Source organism: Fusobacterium sp. DD2 (genome assembly GCF_018205345.1).
Classification (GTDB): Bacteria; Fusobacteriota; Fusobacteriia; order Fusobacteriales; family Fusobacteriaceae; genus Fusobacterium_A.
This window is the reverse complement of sequence record NZ_JADRHM010000022.1, coordinates 16,166-33,472: the sequence shown is the minus strand read 5'-3', so window position 1 is coordinate 33,472 and position 17,307 is coordinate 16,166. Positions and strand designations below refer to the sequence as shown.

Annotated in this window: 4 protein-coding genes; 3 read left to right on the top strand and 1 reads right to left on the bottom strand. The window is 33.8% G+C overall.

Annotated elements, in window-relative coordinates; all coding sequences use genetic code 11:
• Complete coding sequence (locus IX290_RS05025) at positions 1 to 450, bottom strand: hypothetical protein (RefSeq protein WP_211492123.1); 450 nt, start codon at positions 448 to 450, stop codon at positions 1 to 3.
• A 268-nt stretch (positions 451 to 718) separates the two neighbouring features.
• Between IX290_RS05025 and IX290_RS05020 the strand changes: the two genes are divergently transcribed.
• The 3 genes from IX290_RS05020 to IX290_RS05010 all read left to right on the top strand — a co-directional run bounded on the left by IX290_RS05020 (position 719) and on the right by IX290_RS05010 (position 17,183).
• Positions 719 to 1,231, top strand: coding sequence for a hypothetical protein (locus IX290_RS05020; protein ID WP_211492122.1), 513 nt, complete (start codon positions 719 to 721; stop codon positions 1,229 to 1,231).
• Positions 1,232 to 1,797: 566 nt separating this feature from the next.
• Positions 1,798 to 3,414, top strand: coding sequence for a hypothetical protein (locus IX290_RS05015; protein ID WP_211492121.1), 1,617 nt, complete (start codon positions 1,798 to 1,800; stop codon positions 3,412 to 3,414).
• The gene (locus tag IX290_RS05010; RefSeq protein WP_211492120.1) at positions 3,372 to 17,183 is read left to right on the top strand and encodes a YadA-like family protein; all 13,812 of its coding nucleotides are present in this window, start codon (positions 3,372 to 3,374) and stop codon (positions 17,181 to 17,183) included. Before IX290_RS05015 ends, IX290_RS05010 begins: the two co-directional genes overlap by 43 nt.
• Positions 17,184 to 17,307: the final 124 nt, after the last annotated feature.

Here is a 17,307-nt window from a genome sequence, read left to right as displayed (position 1 = left end):
TTATCTTCCGTTGAAATGAACTTCTTTTTCATTGTAGACATTGTCAATTAGTATTTTTACAACTGCAGGGTAGTCAATCTGCTTAGTCTGATATCCTCCAGGAGTATATAATACTGGGTCTCTGTAATAGATATTATCTCTTTGATACAAAGTAACGTGCATATCTGAATGAGGCATAAGCTCAGTATCAGGAATTGGCTTATTGAGATCCCTTGTCATATCTTTTACAATTTTCTTACCATTGATGTAACTTTTCTCCCAGTCTACTACTACAGGTTTGTCTGTATTATTTTCAATTTTTACATGTATTGCACCTCTATCCACTCTGTCTACCTCAAGTGCGATATTTTTAAGATGCTGATTGTAAGCTGATCTTGGACGAATGTCACTTGCTATACATCCACTTAATACAGAAGCTGCTAAAAGACATAATACTGCCATTTTCTTCATAATATCCTTCTCCTTATAAATCTATACTTCAATACAGTCTAGTATACGAATATATTTTTGTCAAGAAATAAATTTGCTATATATCTAAAATGCACTGAAATAGTATACTTTAAATTCTATTATACAATTATTGCACAATTAAAACTCTTTTATAGTGTTGACAACTATGTGAAACTGTGGTAAAATCTACTAGAAATGAATGTGGTATTTTTGTAACAAAAAATTGACAAAATATCAGTTAAAAATAATGCTTGAGAGGAGAAAAAATATGAATAAGAAATTTGTTTTATTAACAGCAGGAGTTTTATTACTAGGGATGACAGCATGTCAAGATAAAAAAGAAACAAGTGTGAACACACCAGTGACACTTGACAAACTAGAAAGAGAACTTACTAATGGAGATCCAAATGTGGCAGCTCAATTATTAGTTCGTAAAGCTGTTTTAAAAGAAATTCAAAATGCAAAACTTGATGAAAAAGAAAAATTTGAATTACAATTTGTTAAAGATGAAGCAGCTATAGCTTATTATCTTCAAAAAACAGTTGGAAACGGAATAAAAGTAACTGACGAACAGATTGAAAAAGTTTATAAAGATAATAAAGACAAATTAGGTGGAAAAGAATTAAAAGATTTACGTGATCAAATCAGATATGCTATTGTAAATCAACAACAAAATGAAAAATTAGCTGAATACTATAATAATTTAGTTAATAAGTATAAACTTAATGATGCTTTAAAAGCTGAATTTCCAGAAAATAAAGATGAATCAGCAAAAAAATAGTTAAGAGTGGGATTGAGTAGAAAATCTATATAAAATGAACATAATTTTTGACAAAGTTATTTTGAACTATCACATTTAAGAGAACAGAACAGTATAAGGCGCCTTAATAATCTATATAATATTGGGAAAGAAAAAAATGGGACTTTGTGTTTTGTTAAGGTTATTTATACCAAAGTATAGTTGAGTTGTTAAGGAAATATAAAAGAGTGTCTACCAACTATATAATTTAACACTTGTTGAGGTATAGTTGATATATCTATGGAAGAAAAAAGTTATTATTTAAGTTTAACTTTTTTAGTTATATATAAAAAATATAGGAAGCGATATCATCTTTATATTTCTAAGAGTATTTATTACTAGGTATGCAAAATATAAAAATCACTCAAAATCTCTTAGATAGGTCAGCAGAATAGATAGTGTTAGTGGGGGACTAGCACTATTTATATTTTTAGAAAAAAATTTATAAAACAAAAAATGGAGAATTTTTTTAACAAAGAGTTAAAACATTTGGAGCGATTGTAGTATTTGTGTGTGAAGTATTAATGGAAAATTTGCAGGAGAATATTATGATTAGGAAGAATGATAGTAATTATTTAGCAAGAGTAGAAAAATGGATTAAGAGCAGTATGAAGAAAAAGATAACTATAACCAGTGGTACTATAGTTGCTTTTATGATTACTGGTGCTTTTTTTATGATGCCGGAAGTAGTAAATGCAAAATGGGTAATTATTGGTCCTAATGGAGTGGCTGATGAAAATGTAAAAGTAGATGGATCGATTGCTTTGAATCCTGGATCTACAGGTGAACCGAATGGGCTTGGGAAAAAAACTGATCAGTGGGGTCAGTCATGGGCTAGAAATCAGGTACTTATTGGATCAAATGCAAGGGGAGAAGGAAATGGAACCGAGGCAATTGCTATTGGGAATCTTGCTCATGCAAGAGCAGACCAGTCAGTTGTAGTAGGTGCTCAGTCATGGGCAGATTCACAATCAGTAGCTGTTGGGGCCAATGTTTATGCACTGAATTCATCTTCAATTGTGATAGGTTCAGATGACAATGCCAGTTATAAACAATGGATTACTAAACATGACTATGATAATTATTTTGGAGAAATATATAAACAAATCGACCCAAATGGAGCACATTATGGTTTCGTGACAAATAGTCTAGAAGATCAAAGTAAAGCAGGACAGAGAATTTATTCGCCAACAGTTTCTTCTGGTAAAGGGGCAATTGCACTGGGAAGTAGATCAGTAGCTTTTAGAGATGGTGCAACATCAATGGGTACATTGGCATTTGCCCTAGGAAAAGGATCAACATCTTTAGGTACTTTAAGTAGGGCTGAAGGAGAGGGGTCTATTGCACTTGGTAATAAGACAAATATTTTTGCTTCAAATTCAGTAGGAACAGGAAATGAGGTTCAGGTATTGAATGAAGGTGGTATGGGTTATGGTTATAAAGCATACTCAGGGGGAAAAGGATCAATTGCAATAGGACGTAATGTTTTTGCAAATACTAAGATGATTACAAAAGATACCAGTAAAGAAGAAGGAGTTAAATTAGAAACAACACACAATACTGAAGGAATGGCTGATTGGATTAAAACATCTACAGAGGCTGAAAATGAAAGAATAAATGAGAATAATGCAGCCAGGTCAAGTTGGTTTGACCAAATAAAGAGTAATGCAGGAACTGCAGAGGACTATATTACAAAGAACATAAGAATAGCAGCTATAGCAGCACAGGAAAATAAGAGTATTCAACAGGTTGCAGAGGAGTTAAAAAATTCACATAAGATTAGCCAAGAAGAGTATAATCAAATTGTAGAAAATAAGGGTACAAGTACAGGATATATAGAAGAATTGGATAAGTTTGTTGAAAATGGACTAGGAGCACAACTTGGAGAGAAAAATGGAGTCTATGATATAATAAAATCTAATGATAACAATAATGCTATTGTAATTGGGACTTCATCAGTTGGACTTGGAAATAACTCAATTGCTTTAGGTAAAGGAGCTTTTTCATTAGCTGATAACTCTTTTGCAATTGGTTCTTATTCATATGCTGACAAAGAAAATGCTGTGGCACTTGGATTATCATCAAAAGCGATGTCAAAAAATGCAATGGCATTGCTGTATCAATGGATAGTGAAAAAAGTATTTCTATTGGTTCTGCTTCAGTAGTAGAGGGAGAAAACTCAGCAATATTTGGTACTAACTCATATGTACAGGGAGCAAATTCAATTGTCATAGGAACTCAGACAAACGCTTACGGAAATTCAAATTTAAGTTTTGGTAATATGGTTACAATTGAAACTAGTGAAAATAACCTATCTTTAGGAAATAACACAAAAATAGCTGCAGGAGTTAAGTCTTCAGTAGTATTAGGGAACGAAGCAAGTATTGGGGCTGAAGATTTACAGAAAAATACAAATATAGAAAATGCTACAGCAATTGGATTTGGTGCAAAAGTTGTAGAAGGAGAAGGAGAAAAAGAAACTGGTATAAACTCAATGGCACTTGGTAAGGGAGCAGTGGCTACTCTTGAAAACTCTGTTGCATTAGGAGTTGAAAGTGCAACTGATTATACTTTTGAGCAACTTCAAAGAACACCTTGGGCATCAAAAGGTGCAATATCAATACCTACATCTGGAAATACAGGGGTTATCTCTGTTGGTTCAAGAGGTAGAGAGCGTCGTATAGTAAATGTAGCATCTGGAGCACTTGATACAGATGCTGTTAACGTTGCCCAATTAAAAACATTGGAAGAACGTTTTGACACTCAAATGGACGGATTAAATGAAGGTGGAGGTATACAATATCTATCTGTTGAAAAAAGTAAAGGTGAAGCTGGAAAAGCAAAAGCAACTATAGATAAGATTACAAACTATAATAAGTATGTAAAACTTGAAAAAGAATTGATGTATATCAAAGCTAGACAGGAAATTGCAGATGAAAAATTTAATCAAAAAACAGTAGATGAACTTCAAAAGAAAGTGGATGATATTCTTAAGGGAGATACTGCAATTCCTCGTGGTGACGATAATCCATTTAAAGAGGTAATTGCTGATATAGCTACTGCAAAAACTAAAACTGGAGAAGCGAAATCTCAGGCTTTTGCTAAAATAATAAAAGATATAGGAACTATTGCAGATAAATTAGAAGCAGATGGTTACCCTCAGAAAAATATAGCAAAAGATATAGAAGCAGCTAAAAAGAATAACTATCTAAATCAGGGCGCACAAGGAATAGACAGTATTGCTCTAGGATATGCTGCTGCAACATCAGGAGCTGATGAGGGAGAAGCTGGAAAACATGCTGTTGCAATAGGATTCGGAGCTAAAGGAAATGCAGCAAGTTCAATAGCTTTAGGAGATAATGCAGCAACTGGAGCAGGTTCTTTAAACAGTATTGCAATAGGAAAAGATGCTAAGATAAATAATAATATGAACGATTCTATTGCTATAGGTAGTGGGGCAAATGTAGCTGAAAAAAATAGCATAGCTATAGGTAGTGGAGCAAAAGCAACTGAAAAAAATAGCATAGCTTTAGGTAATGGAGCAGAAACAGGAACTGTATCAAAAGTTACTTCAGTTATGATTGATAAAATTAAATATGGTGATTTTGTTGGAGATCCAACTACAAATGGAGAATCAAGAGTTTTAAGTTTAGGAAAACCTGGAGAGGAACGTACAATAACAAATGTGGCAGCTGGAAGAGTTTTAGCTGATTCTACAGATGCTATTAATGGTTCTCAACTTTATGCTACAAATAAAGTGTTAAGTAATCTTGCAAATACAAGTAAAAATGTATTGGGAGATTCTTTTGAGCTGAATGAAAATGGAGAGATTTCAGTTAAAAATGACGATATAGGTGGAACAGGTCAAACTACTATATCTGGGGCAATAAGCTCTTTAGGAAACAAGGAAATTACACTTTCAGATGGAACTAATAAAATAACTAAAGATTTGAAGAATGATCCTGAATTTGTAATAAAAGGTGACAGTGATATAAATGTTGTTGCTAATGGACAAATGAGCTTAAGTTTAAATAAAGGAAAAGTAGAAGCTGGTGAAACTAAGGTAGTTTCTGGAGATGCTGTATCTAAAGCAATAGCAGCTGCTAAACCTGTAGTAGAGGGAAAAGATGAAATAGTAGTTGAGAAAAGTGATTTAGATGGAGCTGACAAGTTTACAGTGTCACTGGATAAAGAAAAACTTATAAATAAACTTGGTGATAGTTATGTAACTAAAACAGACTATAAAGATGGAAATGATATCAATGCTGACAAGTGGAAAGAAAAACTTGGAGTATCAGATTTAGCACTTCACTATAAAGCTGATAAAGAATCAGACAAAACTACTACTTTAGCTAAAGGGATTACATTTAAAGGTGATGACAATATCTTGGTTACTACAGAGGATAATGGTGTAGTAAACCATACACTTAATAAAGACCTTAAAGGAATAAACAGTATTGCTGCTGGTAATGGTCAAACAATATCATTTGAAACAGATGGTATAAATGTACATGATGCAAAAATCACTAATATGGGTCATGGAATTATTGAAGCAGGATCTAAAGATGCTGTAACAGGTGGAGATATATATGAATATACAAAAGGTATGGCCAAAGCAGATAGCGTTTTATCATTAGATAAGGCAATATTTAAATATAAGGGTGATACAGGTATAAGTGGAACATATACTTTAGGTAGTTCAAATGATTTTGCATTGACTTCTGTAGAAACTGAAAGAAAAAATATTGGTAATAAAAATTTAAGAGTTGATAAAAGTGCTGATGGACTTACAATTAACTATGCAAAAGATCCGAAATTTACAAGAATTGATGCAGATGAGATATATATTGGCGATCCTGGGGCATTTAACGTAAGTATCACAAAAAATATTCCTGCTGGAGAAAAAGATGGTTATGGAAATGAAATTCCTGGAATGATATATGCAGGTGGACATAAGATAGCAAATATAGCACCAGGAGAGGTAAAAGAAGGAAGTAAGGCTGCAGTAAATGGAGATCAGCTATGGAGAGTGGATCAAAAAGCTATAGCTGCAGACACTAAAGCAGAGAATGCACAAAATCAAGCAGATGACAATAAAGCTAATATTCAAAAAAATAGAAATGAAATCATTGCTCAAGGCAATCGTATTACAACAAATGAAGGAGCTATAGCTGAAAATAAAGATAATATTCAAAAAAATCAAGGCAATATAGCAACTAATAAGGCGAATATAGCAACTAATGCAGGAAATATTAAAGCAAATAAAGATTTAATTGATAAAGGATGGACAATAAAAGTAACTGATACCTCAGGTACTAAACATGGGGTTATTCATTTGGGAAATGCTCTTGAAGTAGAAGGAGAGAAAAATGTTGTTACAACTTTAGATAGTTCTACATCTGGTAACAAGCTGCATATTTCTATGGTAGATACTCCACAATTTGGAAGTATCAAAATAAATGATAATGGAAAAATAATTGGAGTTAAAGGTGGAGAACAGGATAAAGAAGTTGTTGTATATGAACAACTGAAACCAGCATTGGATGCTTTAAATCTTAATATTACAGGAGGAACAGTAGAATCTTCAAATGGTGAATATCTTGGAAAAAATACTGTATCAGAAGCATTAACTGATTTGGATGCAAAATCACAAAGTCCAATTACATTTAGAGATGGAAATGGAAGTACTGCAAATGATACTCCAGTAAAATTAGGAGAAGATATAACATTTAAAGGCAATAATAATATTATAGTGGATCTTGATAAGAATAGCAGAACTTATACAATCAATGTATCAAGCACTCCACAATTTGGAAATATCAAGATTAATGATAATGGAAAAATAATTGGAGTAAAACCAGGAACATCTAATGGAGAGGTTCTCACATATGAACAGTATAAGGAACTAAAGCAAAATATTGCTGACGTGGGAGGTAGTACGACTTCAGCAGTAATAGCTCTTTCAACAAATTCTCCAATGGCATATACAGTAACAGACACAGATGGCAAAGAAAAAATAGTTGTTAAAACTAGTGAAGGTTTTAAATGGTTGGATGAACATGGACATCCAGATAAAGCTGTTGATGCTTCACTACTTAACACTGTTAAGATTTCAGCGTTAAATAAAAATGGTACAATTGAGTCACCGGCTAAATTAAGTAATATCAGTGAAGGAACTATAAGTCCTCAGTCAACTGATGCTATCAATGGTTCACAACTAATACCAGTCATTAATGCACTTGGTATGAAAGCTGATAATAGCACTATTGGTAAGCCTTCATATAAATTGGGAAATGGTGAAACTTATAATAGTATCCCTAAAGTGTTTGAAGAGGGGGCAAAAGGAAAATATGGAGCAACTGCATATGTAACAGCAGATGGAACACCAGTTGTTTATGCTAAAGATAAAAATACAGATAACTATCATTTCTACAAAGTTACAGATGTAGATGAAAATCTTGTTGCAACAGTTGATACTGTTGATACTGGATCTGCACCCCATAAAAACAATTACATAGACTCTGAAAATGTAAAAATCAGACTGCAAAAACCAGATAGTCGAGGAATAAGTAATGTGGTGCTTACAAATCTGGCAGATGGAATAGCAGATAATGATGCAGTAAATGTAGGACAACTGAAAAAATCAGGACTGGATATGAGTGGAGAAAAACCAGTTGTTACATATAGCGATAAAAATAAACAGCAAATTAATCTTGAAGGTGGAACAAACGGAACAAAGATAACAAATCTGGCAGATGGAGCAGATCCAAAGGATGCAGTTAACTTTGGTCAGTTAAATAAAGTTAAAAACGATATTACAACTAGAATTGATTCATCAGAAACTAATATTAAGGAAATAAAAGATAACACATGGAAATTAGCAGTTAATGAAGATCGTTCACCATCGGTAATAAAACAAGGAAAAACTGTAAGATTTACTTCAGATGATAACCTGAAAATTACTAAAGATGGTATGGAGGATTTTAATGTTAAGCTGGAATTAAAGAATAAAATCAACGTTGGAGGCATAACTGTTGATGGAAGCACAACAGGTAAATTTATAACAGGTTTAACAAATACAAATTGGGATGGACCAATTGTAAGTGGTCGTGCTGCTACTGAAGATCAATTAAAAAAAGTAGAATCAACTGTTAATGAAGACGTTAAAAAGATTAAAGAAGAAGCCACTAAGAATGAGAAAGAACTTGATTTTGCAGTTAAGTATTCGAAAAATGCAGACAGTACAATCAATAAAAATCTTGTAGAATTAGCAGGTGGCTCTGTAGATAAAACTAAGATTACTAATGTGGCATCTGGAGCCATAACAGCTACTTCAAGTGATGCAGTAAATGGTTCTCAAATGTTTGATGTTCATAGAGCTTTGATGGGAGAAAATGGAGCAGACAACCCACTTCATTTTAGTGTTACATTAAATGACAATAATAATTTCAAACATGTAGAAATTAACAACGTTAAAGATGCAATAGAAAGATTAAAAGGGGGATGGAGAGTAACTGGTGGAAAAGCTCATATGACAACAAAAGAAGTAAATGGTGAGCAAGTTCCAGAATTACATATAGACTCTATTTCAGGGGCTACTAATATTGTTCAAGGACAGACACTTGTTTTTGCAGGAGATGGAAAAAATTTAAGTACTCACTCAGGAAGTAGAAAAGTTACAGATTTAAAATATGAGGATCCTGTCACTCACGAAAAGGTTAACTTCGAAGGAAAAATAGGTGTAGTTGAACTTAAGATGAGTGATACACCAACATTTGATAATATAACAGTAGAACATCCAGATGGACAACCAACTTCAGTTGTTACTACTCAACAGATGGATGATAAAATCGCAAGTCTTGATGGTGTCGTAGTTAAATATGATGATGTTAATAAAAACAAGATAACTTTAAGAGGTAAGAATGGCAAAACAACTATAAGTAACTTGGCGGCTGGAGTTAACCCTGATGATGCAGTAAATGTAGAACAAGCAAGCAAGCTTATTGGAGATATAAAGTATGATGCTTCAAAGAAGAAATGGGTTAAAAGTGATGGTAACGATATTACTTTTGTAGCACTTACTGGTGAGAGTGTAGCAAAAAATGTGTTGGATGCAATTAATCTAAATACTAAAATTATAAATAAAGGTATTAGTTTTGCTGGAGATAAAGACAGTGGAACACAACAACTTGGAAGTACTTTAGCTGTAAAATCTGGAGATGTGGAAACAGGTTTTGTTGGTAAGAACCTGAAAACTCAGTATGTTAAATCTGGTAATGACGGAACTATTAAAGTTGGATTAAGTGACAATCCTGAATTTTCTTCACTAGTTTTAGCAAAAGATGTAAGTAATAAAGTTACATTAAAACCTGGATCTAATTCGCTTACACTGGAAGGAAATACATCTAATGATAAGGTTGTTTTAAATGGACTAAAAGCTGGGGAAACTCCAGATTCAGCAGTTACAAAGGGTGAACTTAATGCACTTGAAAACAAGATAGGAAGTCTTGATGGAAGTGTAGGAGGGAAAGTACAACAACTGGAAGATGGAATGTCTGGAACTATGGTTTATACAAATAGTGACGGAGACCATCTTGTAAAAGTAAGCAATAATTACTATAAAAAAGCAGATGTTGATACTAATACACAAGGTTTAACAGAGATAAATGGTAAATATTATGAAGATACTGCAATAGAGGATGGACATGTTAAACCAGGACATGAAGGAACTGGAAAAACATTGGATATTTTAATGGCAGGTGCTCAGAAACAGACAGATATTATCATATCAGCAGTAAAACCACAATCAACAGATGATACTAAAACTCCTATAAGTGTTGGAAATATAGCTAGTGGTTTAGGCCTAACTGATAATTATTCTATGAATAATACAAGCAGTATAAAAGATGCTCAGGTTAAGGGATTATTATCAAAAACAAAAGATACAGAACTTAATAGAGTAAGTACAGTAAGAGATTTACAGGCAATTGTTAAAGCTGGATTAAGCTTTAAAGGAAATGATACAAAAGTAATTGAAAGACCACTTGGAAGCCAACTGGGTATTGAAGGTAGAAAAGATGTACAATACATTACAGAGGGTTCTAATGCTAATAATGTAGCATATTCAGATGTAAATATGATTACTCATAGTGATGGTGAAGTTATAAGAATAGAAATGCTTAAATCACCAAAATTTGAGTCTTTAAACTTAGGTGAAATAAAACTGACACCAGGAACAGACAAATTAACATTATCTGGTGACAATGGAGATATTGTTCTTAATGGACTAAAACCTGGACAAGATAAAAGCTCAGCAGTTACAAAAGGTGAGATTGATGAATTTAAATCTCAATTAGGACTTAATGGAAAAGATGGAACATCAGGATCAACTGGAAGTACAGGACCAGCAGGAGCAGATGGACTTGATGGAAAATCTATTCTGGATAAAGTTCAAGGTATTAGAGATGGATTTGCTGGAACAATGGTCTATACAGATAAAGATGGAAATCGTCTAGTTAAGGAAGGAAATGAATATTATAAGCAGAGCGATTTCAGAGGTTATACAAAAGCAAATGATGGTAACTATTATAGCGAGTTAGATGAAAACGGAAATCCAAAATCTGATGCAACTAAGTTAGAGATAGGTAATCTTCATAAGGTGGCGAAAGACACAATAAGAATATCAGCTGTTAATACCAAAGATGGAGCTACTACAAATCCAGTTATTTTAAATAATGTAAAGAGTGCTTTAAATATAGATAGTAAGCCTAATGCAATAACAAATATCAAGGCAAATGAAGTAGTGGGATCTTTATTAACTCAGACAACAGATCTTGATATAGCAGCTACAGCAAGAGATTTACAGGCACTGGCTCAAGCTGGAATAAATATTAAAGGTAATGATACAGATAAGGTAAGCCCTATACCTTTAAGTGGAACATATAATATTGTTGGTAGCGATATTGAATATAGAACAAGTTCTGTTGGAAGTGGAAGTAGAAATGGAAATGATCATCTATATTCAGCTGAAAATCTGATTACACATACGGATGGTTCAGATACTCTTAGAATAGAAATGCTTAAATCACCAAAATTTGAAACTTTAAATCTTGAAAAAGGAGATAATGAGACTATAACATTGACTCCGAAAGCAGGAGAACTTAAACTTTCTAACACAAGCACTCCTGGTGACTCTAACATGGTACTTTCTGGATTAAAAGGTGGAGAAGGAAAAGACACAGCAGTAACCAAAGGACAACTGGATAAACTTAAAGAGGATATCGGTCTAACTAGTGATGGAACTTCTGGAGATAAGGGTGCATCTGGAAAAGATGGATTGAATGGAAAAACAATCAATGAAAAAATCCAAGGTTTAAGAGATGGACTTGCAGGAACAGTTGTTTATACAGATAAAGATGGAAATCGTCTTGTAAGAGATATAGACAACAACTTCTATAAACGTGAAGATGTGGAGGCTACAGATTCAGAGGGAAAAACAAAATATAAGAAAGCAAATAATGGTAGATACTATATGGCAGATTCAGTAAATGAAAAAGGAGAATTAACAGGAACTCCAACACTTGCAAATTTAAAACCTGTTAATCCAGTAAAACTTTCTACAGTAGATAAAGATGGAAGTACAACTAAAGCAATAGCATTGAGTAATGTTAAAAGTGGATTAGGATTTACAGAGCCTGTTACTGAAGACAAGGCATTAGAAGGAATGGATACTTTAAAAACTAAATCAGGAGCAGACTTAAATAATGTTGCAACAGTTATGGATTTACAGGCACTTGCTAAAGCAGGTATGGTATTTAAAGGAAATCAAGGAACACCTAAAGGAATTCATAAGGGATTGGGAGAAACATTAACAATTCAAGGAAAACCTGCAGAACCATACGATGTTAAAAATTTCTCTCCAGAAAATATATTAACTCGTGAGACTACTGAAGGTACTATCATGATAGAGATGTTAAAATCTCCAAGTTTCAGAGATATTGTTATCAATGGAAAAGATGGTAAATCAGCTATCATAACTGTTGATAAAGATGGACACCTTGTAGTTAAAGATGGAGTAAATGGAAGAGATGGACTTAAAGGAATTGATGGAACATCAGGAAAAGACGGAAGAGATGGACTGACTAAGATTATAACTGAAAGAGATATGAATTCTGGAACATCAGGAACAATGGTTTATACAGATAAAGATGGAAACCGTCTTGTAGAAGTAGATGGAAAATACTATGCTAAAGAAACAATTGATGAAAAAACAAAAGATTTAGTTAAGGTAGATGGTAAATATTACAATAAAACTTCTATTAACCCTGAAACAGGTGAGGTAAACTCAGGACAGAACCCAGTAAATATAATAGAGGGATTAAGTGGAACAGAAAGAGAAAATGTTGTAATATCAACAGTAAATCCAGATGGTAAGACAACAACTCCTACAACAATAGGAAATGTTAAAGGTTTACTTGATAGTGGACTTGCAGATAATATCACAAATAACAATATAGAAAACTATAAAACTCAGTTAAATGAGAAGAAGGATGCAGAAGAAAAAGCACAGAAAGCATTAGACGATGCAAAAGCTACACCAAATGAAGAAGATATACAGCAATTAGAAGAAAATTTAAAAAATGCTAAAGAAGCAGTAGCTGCGGCAGAGAAAACATTAAATGATGAAAAAAATAGTATATATAATGCATTAGCTACTAAGTCTGAAGGAATAAAAGCAGCAAAAGTTGTGACAGAAAAACTTCTTGGAAATGAGTTAAATGCAGACACAGCAGCAACAGTAGGTGATTTGAGAACAATAGCTGTAGCAGGACTTGATTTTGTAGGAAATGATGGGGAGGTAATCCATAGAAATCTTGGAACTCAATTGAATATAGAAGGAATATCTACAGTTAAATACGATAACAGCAATAAAGCTAAGTATTCAGCAGAGAATTTGATTACACATGCAGATGGTGAAGTATTGAGAATAGAAATGCTTAAGTCACCATTGTTCAAAGATTTAGTAATCAATGGAGCAAATGGTAAAGATGGTAAGACATCAATCATCACTGTAGATAAAGATGGAAATCTAGTAATTAAAAATGGAACAACTGGAAGAAATGGAGTTGACGGACTGGATGGAGCAACTGGAGCAAACGGAAGAGATGGAGATAATGGATTTACTAAGATAGTGACAGAAAAAGATCTTGCATCTACATTGAGAACAGGTGATCTTCCAGTAGTTTATACAGATGAAGATGGAAATCGTGTAGCAAAAGCGACAGATAGTAAGTTCTATGCTGTATCAGACGTGGATGAAAACGGAAAACCTAAATCAGGTAAGTCGCCAATAGATAATGATAAGGTTAAAATCTCAACATTAAATCCAGACGGTGAGACAACAACACCTACAGCAATAGGAAATGTAAAAGGATTACTTGATAGTGATTTAGAAGATAATATTACTAATACTTCTATTAAGGAAGCTGAAGAAACAATAGCTACAGAAGAAGCAAAAGGTACTGGAAAAGATGAAACAGTAATAGCAAATGCAAAAGATACAATAGCAAATGCTAAGAAAACTGTACATGAAAATCTTGGAACTGCAGAAGGTGGAGTAGATGCAACTCAGGCAGTAACAGGAAAACTTGTTAAAAATGAGTACAATACAGACACAGCGGCAACAATTGGAGACTTAAGAACATTAGCTGTAGCAGGCCTTGATTTTGCAGGAAATGATGGAGAAGTAATTCATAGAAATCTTGGAACTAAGTTAAATATTGAAGGTAAGGCAGATGCTAAATACATCTCGAAAGATGCAGCAAATGAATGGAATGCAAAAGAGGAAAATTCTTCAAATCAAATTAAAGAAACAGAATCTCAATATTCAGCAGATAATCTGATTACTCATAAAGATGGAGAAGTACTGAGAATAGAAATGCTTAAGAAACCTAATTTCGAAGGACTTGTTGTTAACAATGGTAAGGATGGAACAGATGGAATAGATGGAAAATCAGCAGTAATTACAGTTGATGATAACGGAAACATAATAGTTAGAAACGGAATAGATGGAACAAATGGAGTAGACGGAAAAGACGGATTCAGTAAGATAGTAACAGAACAAGATCTGAAAGATGGAACATCAGGAATAATGGTATATACAGATAAAGATGGAAATGAGCTTGTAAAAGGAACAGACAATAAATACTATGTTAAAGATTCAAGTGGAAAACCAACAGGAAGTGCATTGGATCCAAAAGATATCCAAATTTCAGCAGTAAATCCAGATGGTGCAAATCCTATAGTGATAGGAAATGTAGCAAGCTTATTGAAACCTACAAGTCCGACAAGCGATCCGGTTAAGGACGCACAAGCGGTAGTTGAAACTCTAACAGGTTCTACAGATGGATTAAATAATGCGGCAACAGTGGGAGATCTGAAGACAATAGCACTTGCAGGACTTGACTTTGCAGGAAATGATGGAGCTGTAATCCATAGAAATCTTGGAACTAAACTGAACATTGAAGGTAAGGCAGATGCTAAATACATCTCGAAAGATGCAGCAAATGAATGGAATGCAAAACCAGAAAATTCTTCAAATCAAATTAAAGAAACAGCATCTCAATATTCAGCAGATAACCTGATTACTCATAATGATGGAGAAGTACTGAGAATAGAAATGCTTAAGAAACCTAAGTTTGAAGGTCTTGTTATGAGCAATGGTAAGGATGGAACAGATGGAAAATCAGCAGTAATTACAGTTGATGATAACGGAAATCTGATAGCTAAAAATGGAATAGATGGAACAAACGGAGTAGACGGAAAAGACGGATTCACTAAGATTATAACTGAAAAAGATCTTCAAGGTGGAACATCAGGATCAAATGGAGCAGACGGACTTGATGGAAAATCAATAGTAGATAAAGTTAACAGCTTAAGAGATGGTCTTTCAGGACCTATGGTTTATACAGATGCTGCTGGAAACCGTATAGTAAAAGGAAATGATGGACATTTCTATGCTAAAGGAGATATAGATAGTGATGGAAATCCAACAGGAACTGCTCTAAATGAAAAAGATATCCATATCTCAGCAGTAAATCCAGACGGTTCAACTCAAGTAGCTACAACATTAGGAAATACTAAGGGTATTATAAGAGAAGCTATGAAATCATTTGATAAAAATGATACAGATGTAATAGCTGCACAAAATGCTGTAACTGATGCAGAAAATGCCTTAAGTACAGCACAAGGTGCTTTAAATATAGCAAAAGCTAAATTTACAGTGGATCCATCTAAAGAAAATAGAGATAATTATTTTGTAGCGATGGATGATGTATCAATAGCAACAAAGACAGTTAAAGAAAAACAAGGTCTATTAGCGGAAGCAAAAGCAAGACAAAAAGCACCAATTGAAACAGCTGAGCAGAAGGTAACAGAAAAAACAGGAAGATTGGCAACAGCAGAAACAATGTTAAAATTAGCTAAGAGTGAATTTGCAAAAGCAGAGAAAAACTTTAAAGACAATCCTGACAATGAAAGTATGAAAGAAGCAGCAAAAATTGCAGCTAGTAACCTGACAAATGCTGAAATATCTAGACAACAAGCATTAGCTGAATTAAATGTTGCTAAAGCTGACTTAGATAAGGCAAAAGAAGATGCAATTGCTAGTGAAAAAGTTCTACTTGCTCAAAATGCAGTAAAAGATAAACTTCTGAAAGCTGAAGGTAAGGATATAAATACTGTAACAACAGTTGGAGACTTACAGGCAGTAGCAGTAGCAGGACTTGACTTTGAAGGAAATGATGGAGAAGTAATCCATAAGAACCTTGGAGAAAAACTAAATATCGAAGGTAAGGAAAAGGCAGTTTACGATCCAGATACTTACTCTAGTGATAACCTTGCTACTTTTGTTGATAGTGGAGTACTAAGAGTTGCAATGCTTAAGAATCCAAAATTTGATACAGTAACATTGACTGATGGAACAAATGATGTAACTCTTGGAGTTAACGGAAAAGATGGTATAGGTATTAAGGGTGAAGATGGAAAAGTAGACAAGTTTGTAACTGAGACAAAACTTGATGACAAACTTCAAGGAAAAGGATTCGCTGTTGATGTAAAAGATAAAGATGGACATGTTAAGAAGTTACATGTAAAACTTGGAGATACTCTGAAATTTGAAAGTAGTGAAAATAACATAGTTCTTGACGGTAAACCAGTAACTCCAACATCAGGAGGTTCAACAACAGGTGGAACATCAGGAACTTCTGGAACATCAGAACATACAGTTGATATCAATTTAGCTAAAGACTTGAAAGTGGACAATATAAAAGTTGCAAACAAGGTTGAAGCTAAAGAGGTAGAAGCTGACAAGGTAACAACAAAAGAGATTGTAACTGAAAAACTTACAACAGATAAATTTGAAACAAATGAACTTAAAGTTGGAACTGTTGTTATTAAAAATGGTGAAATCACAGGAGTTAAGACAGCAGAACTGGATGAAAGTGGACACGTAGCAAAAGAAGACGAAGGAAAACTTGTAAATGGTGGAACATTGAACAAGACAATTGACAACTTGAGAGCTGAAAATGCACAATTCAGAGAAGGAGTGCAAGGAGCTATCCAACAAAACAGTCAAAGAATCTCAAAACTTGAAACTAAAGTTAATAAAGGACTTGCAAATGCAGCAGCTATGGCAGGTATAAACTTCATGGAAATTGGAGTAAATCAGGCTACAGTTGGAGCAGCAGTTGGAGGATATGAAGGTACTCAGGCAGTGGCAGTTGGAGGATATGAAGGTACTCAGGCAGTGGCAGTTGGAGTTCAGGCAGCACCTACACAGGACTTACGTATCAATGCTAAAGTATCACTTACTCCAGGATCACATAGTTCTTCTATGTACTCAGTTGGAGCATCATGGAGATTTGATCTTAAATAGAGTTAGACTCTATTAAGAATTCACATACCAAAAGGGATGTCGGTATTTTATGCCGGCATCTTTTTTTCCTTATTATACAAAAAAATAAAAAGCTGACAGGATTTATTCCTATCAGCTTTATTTT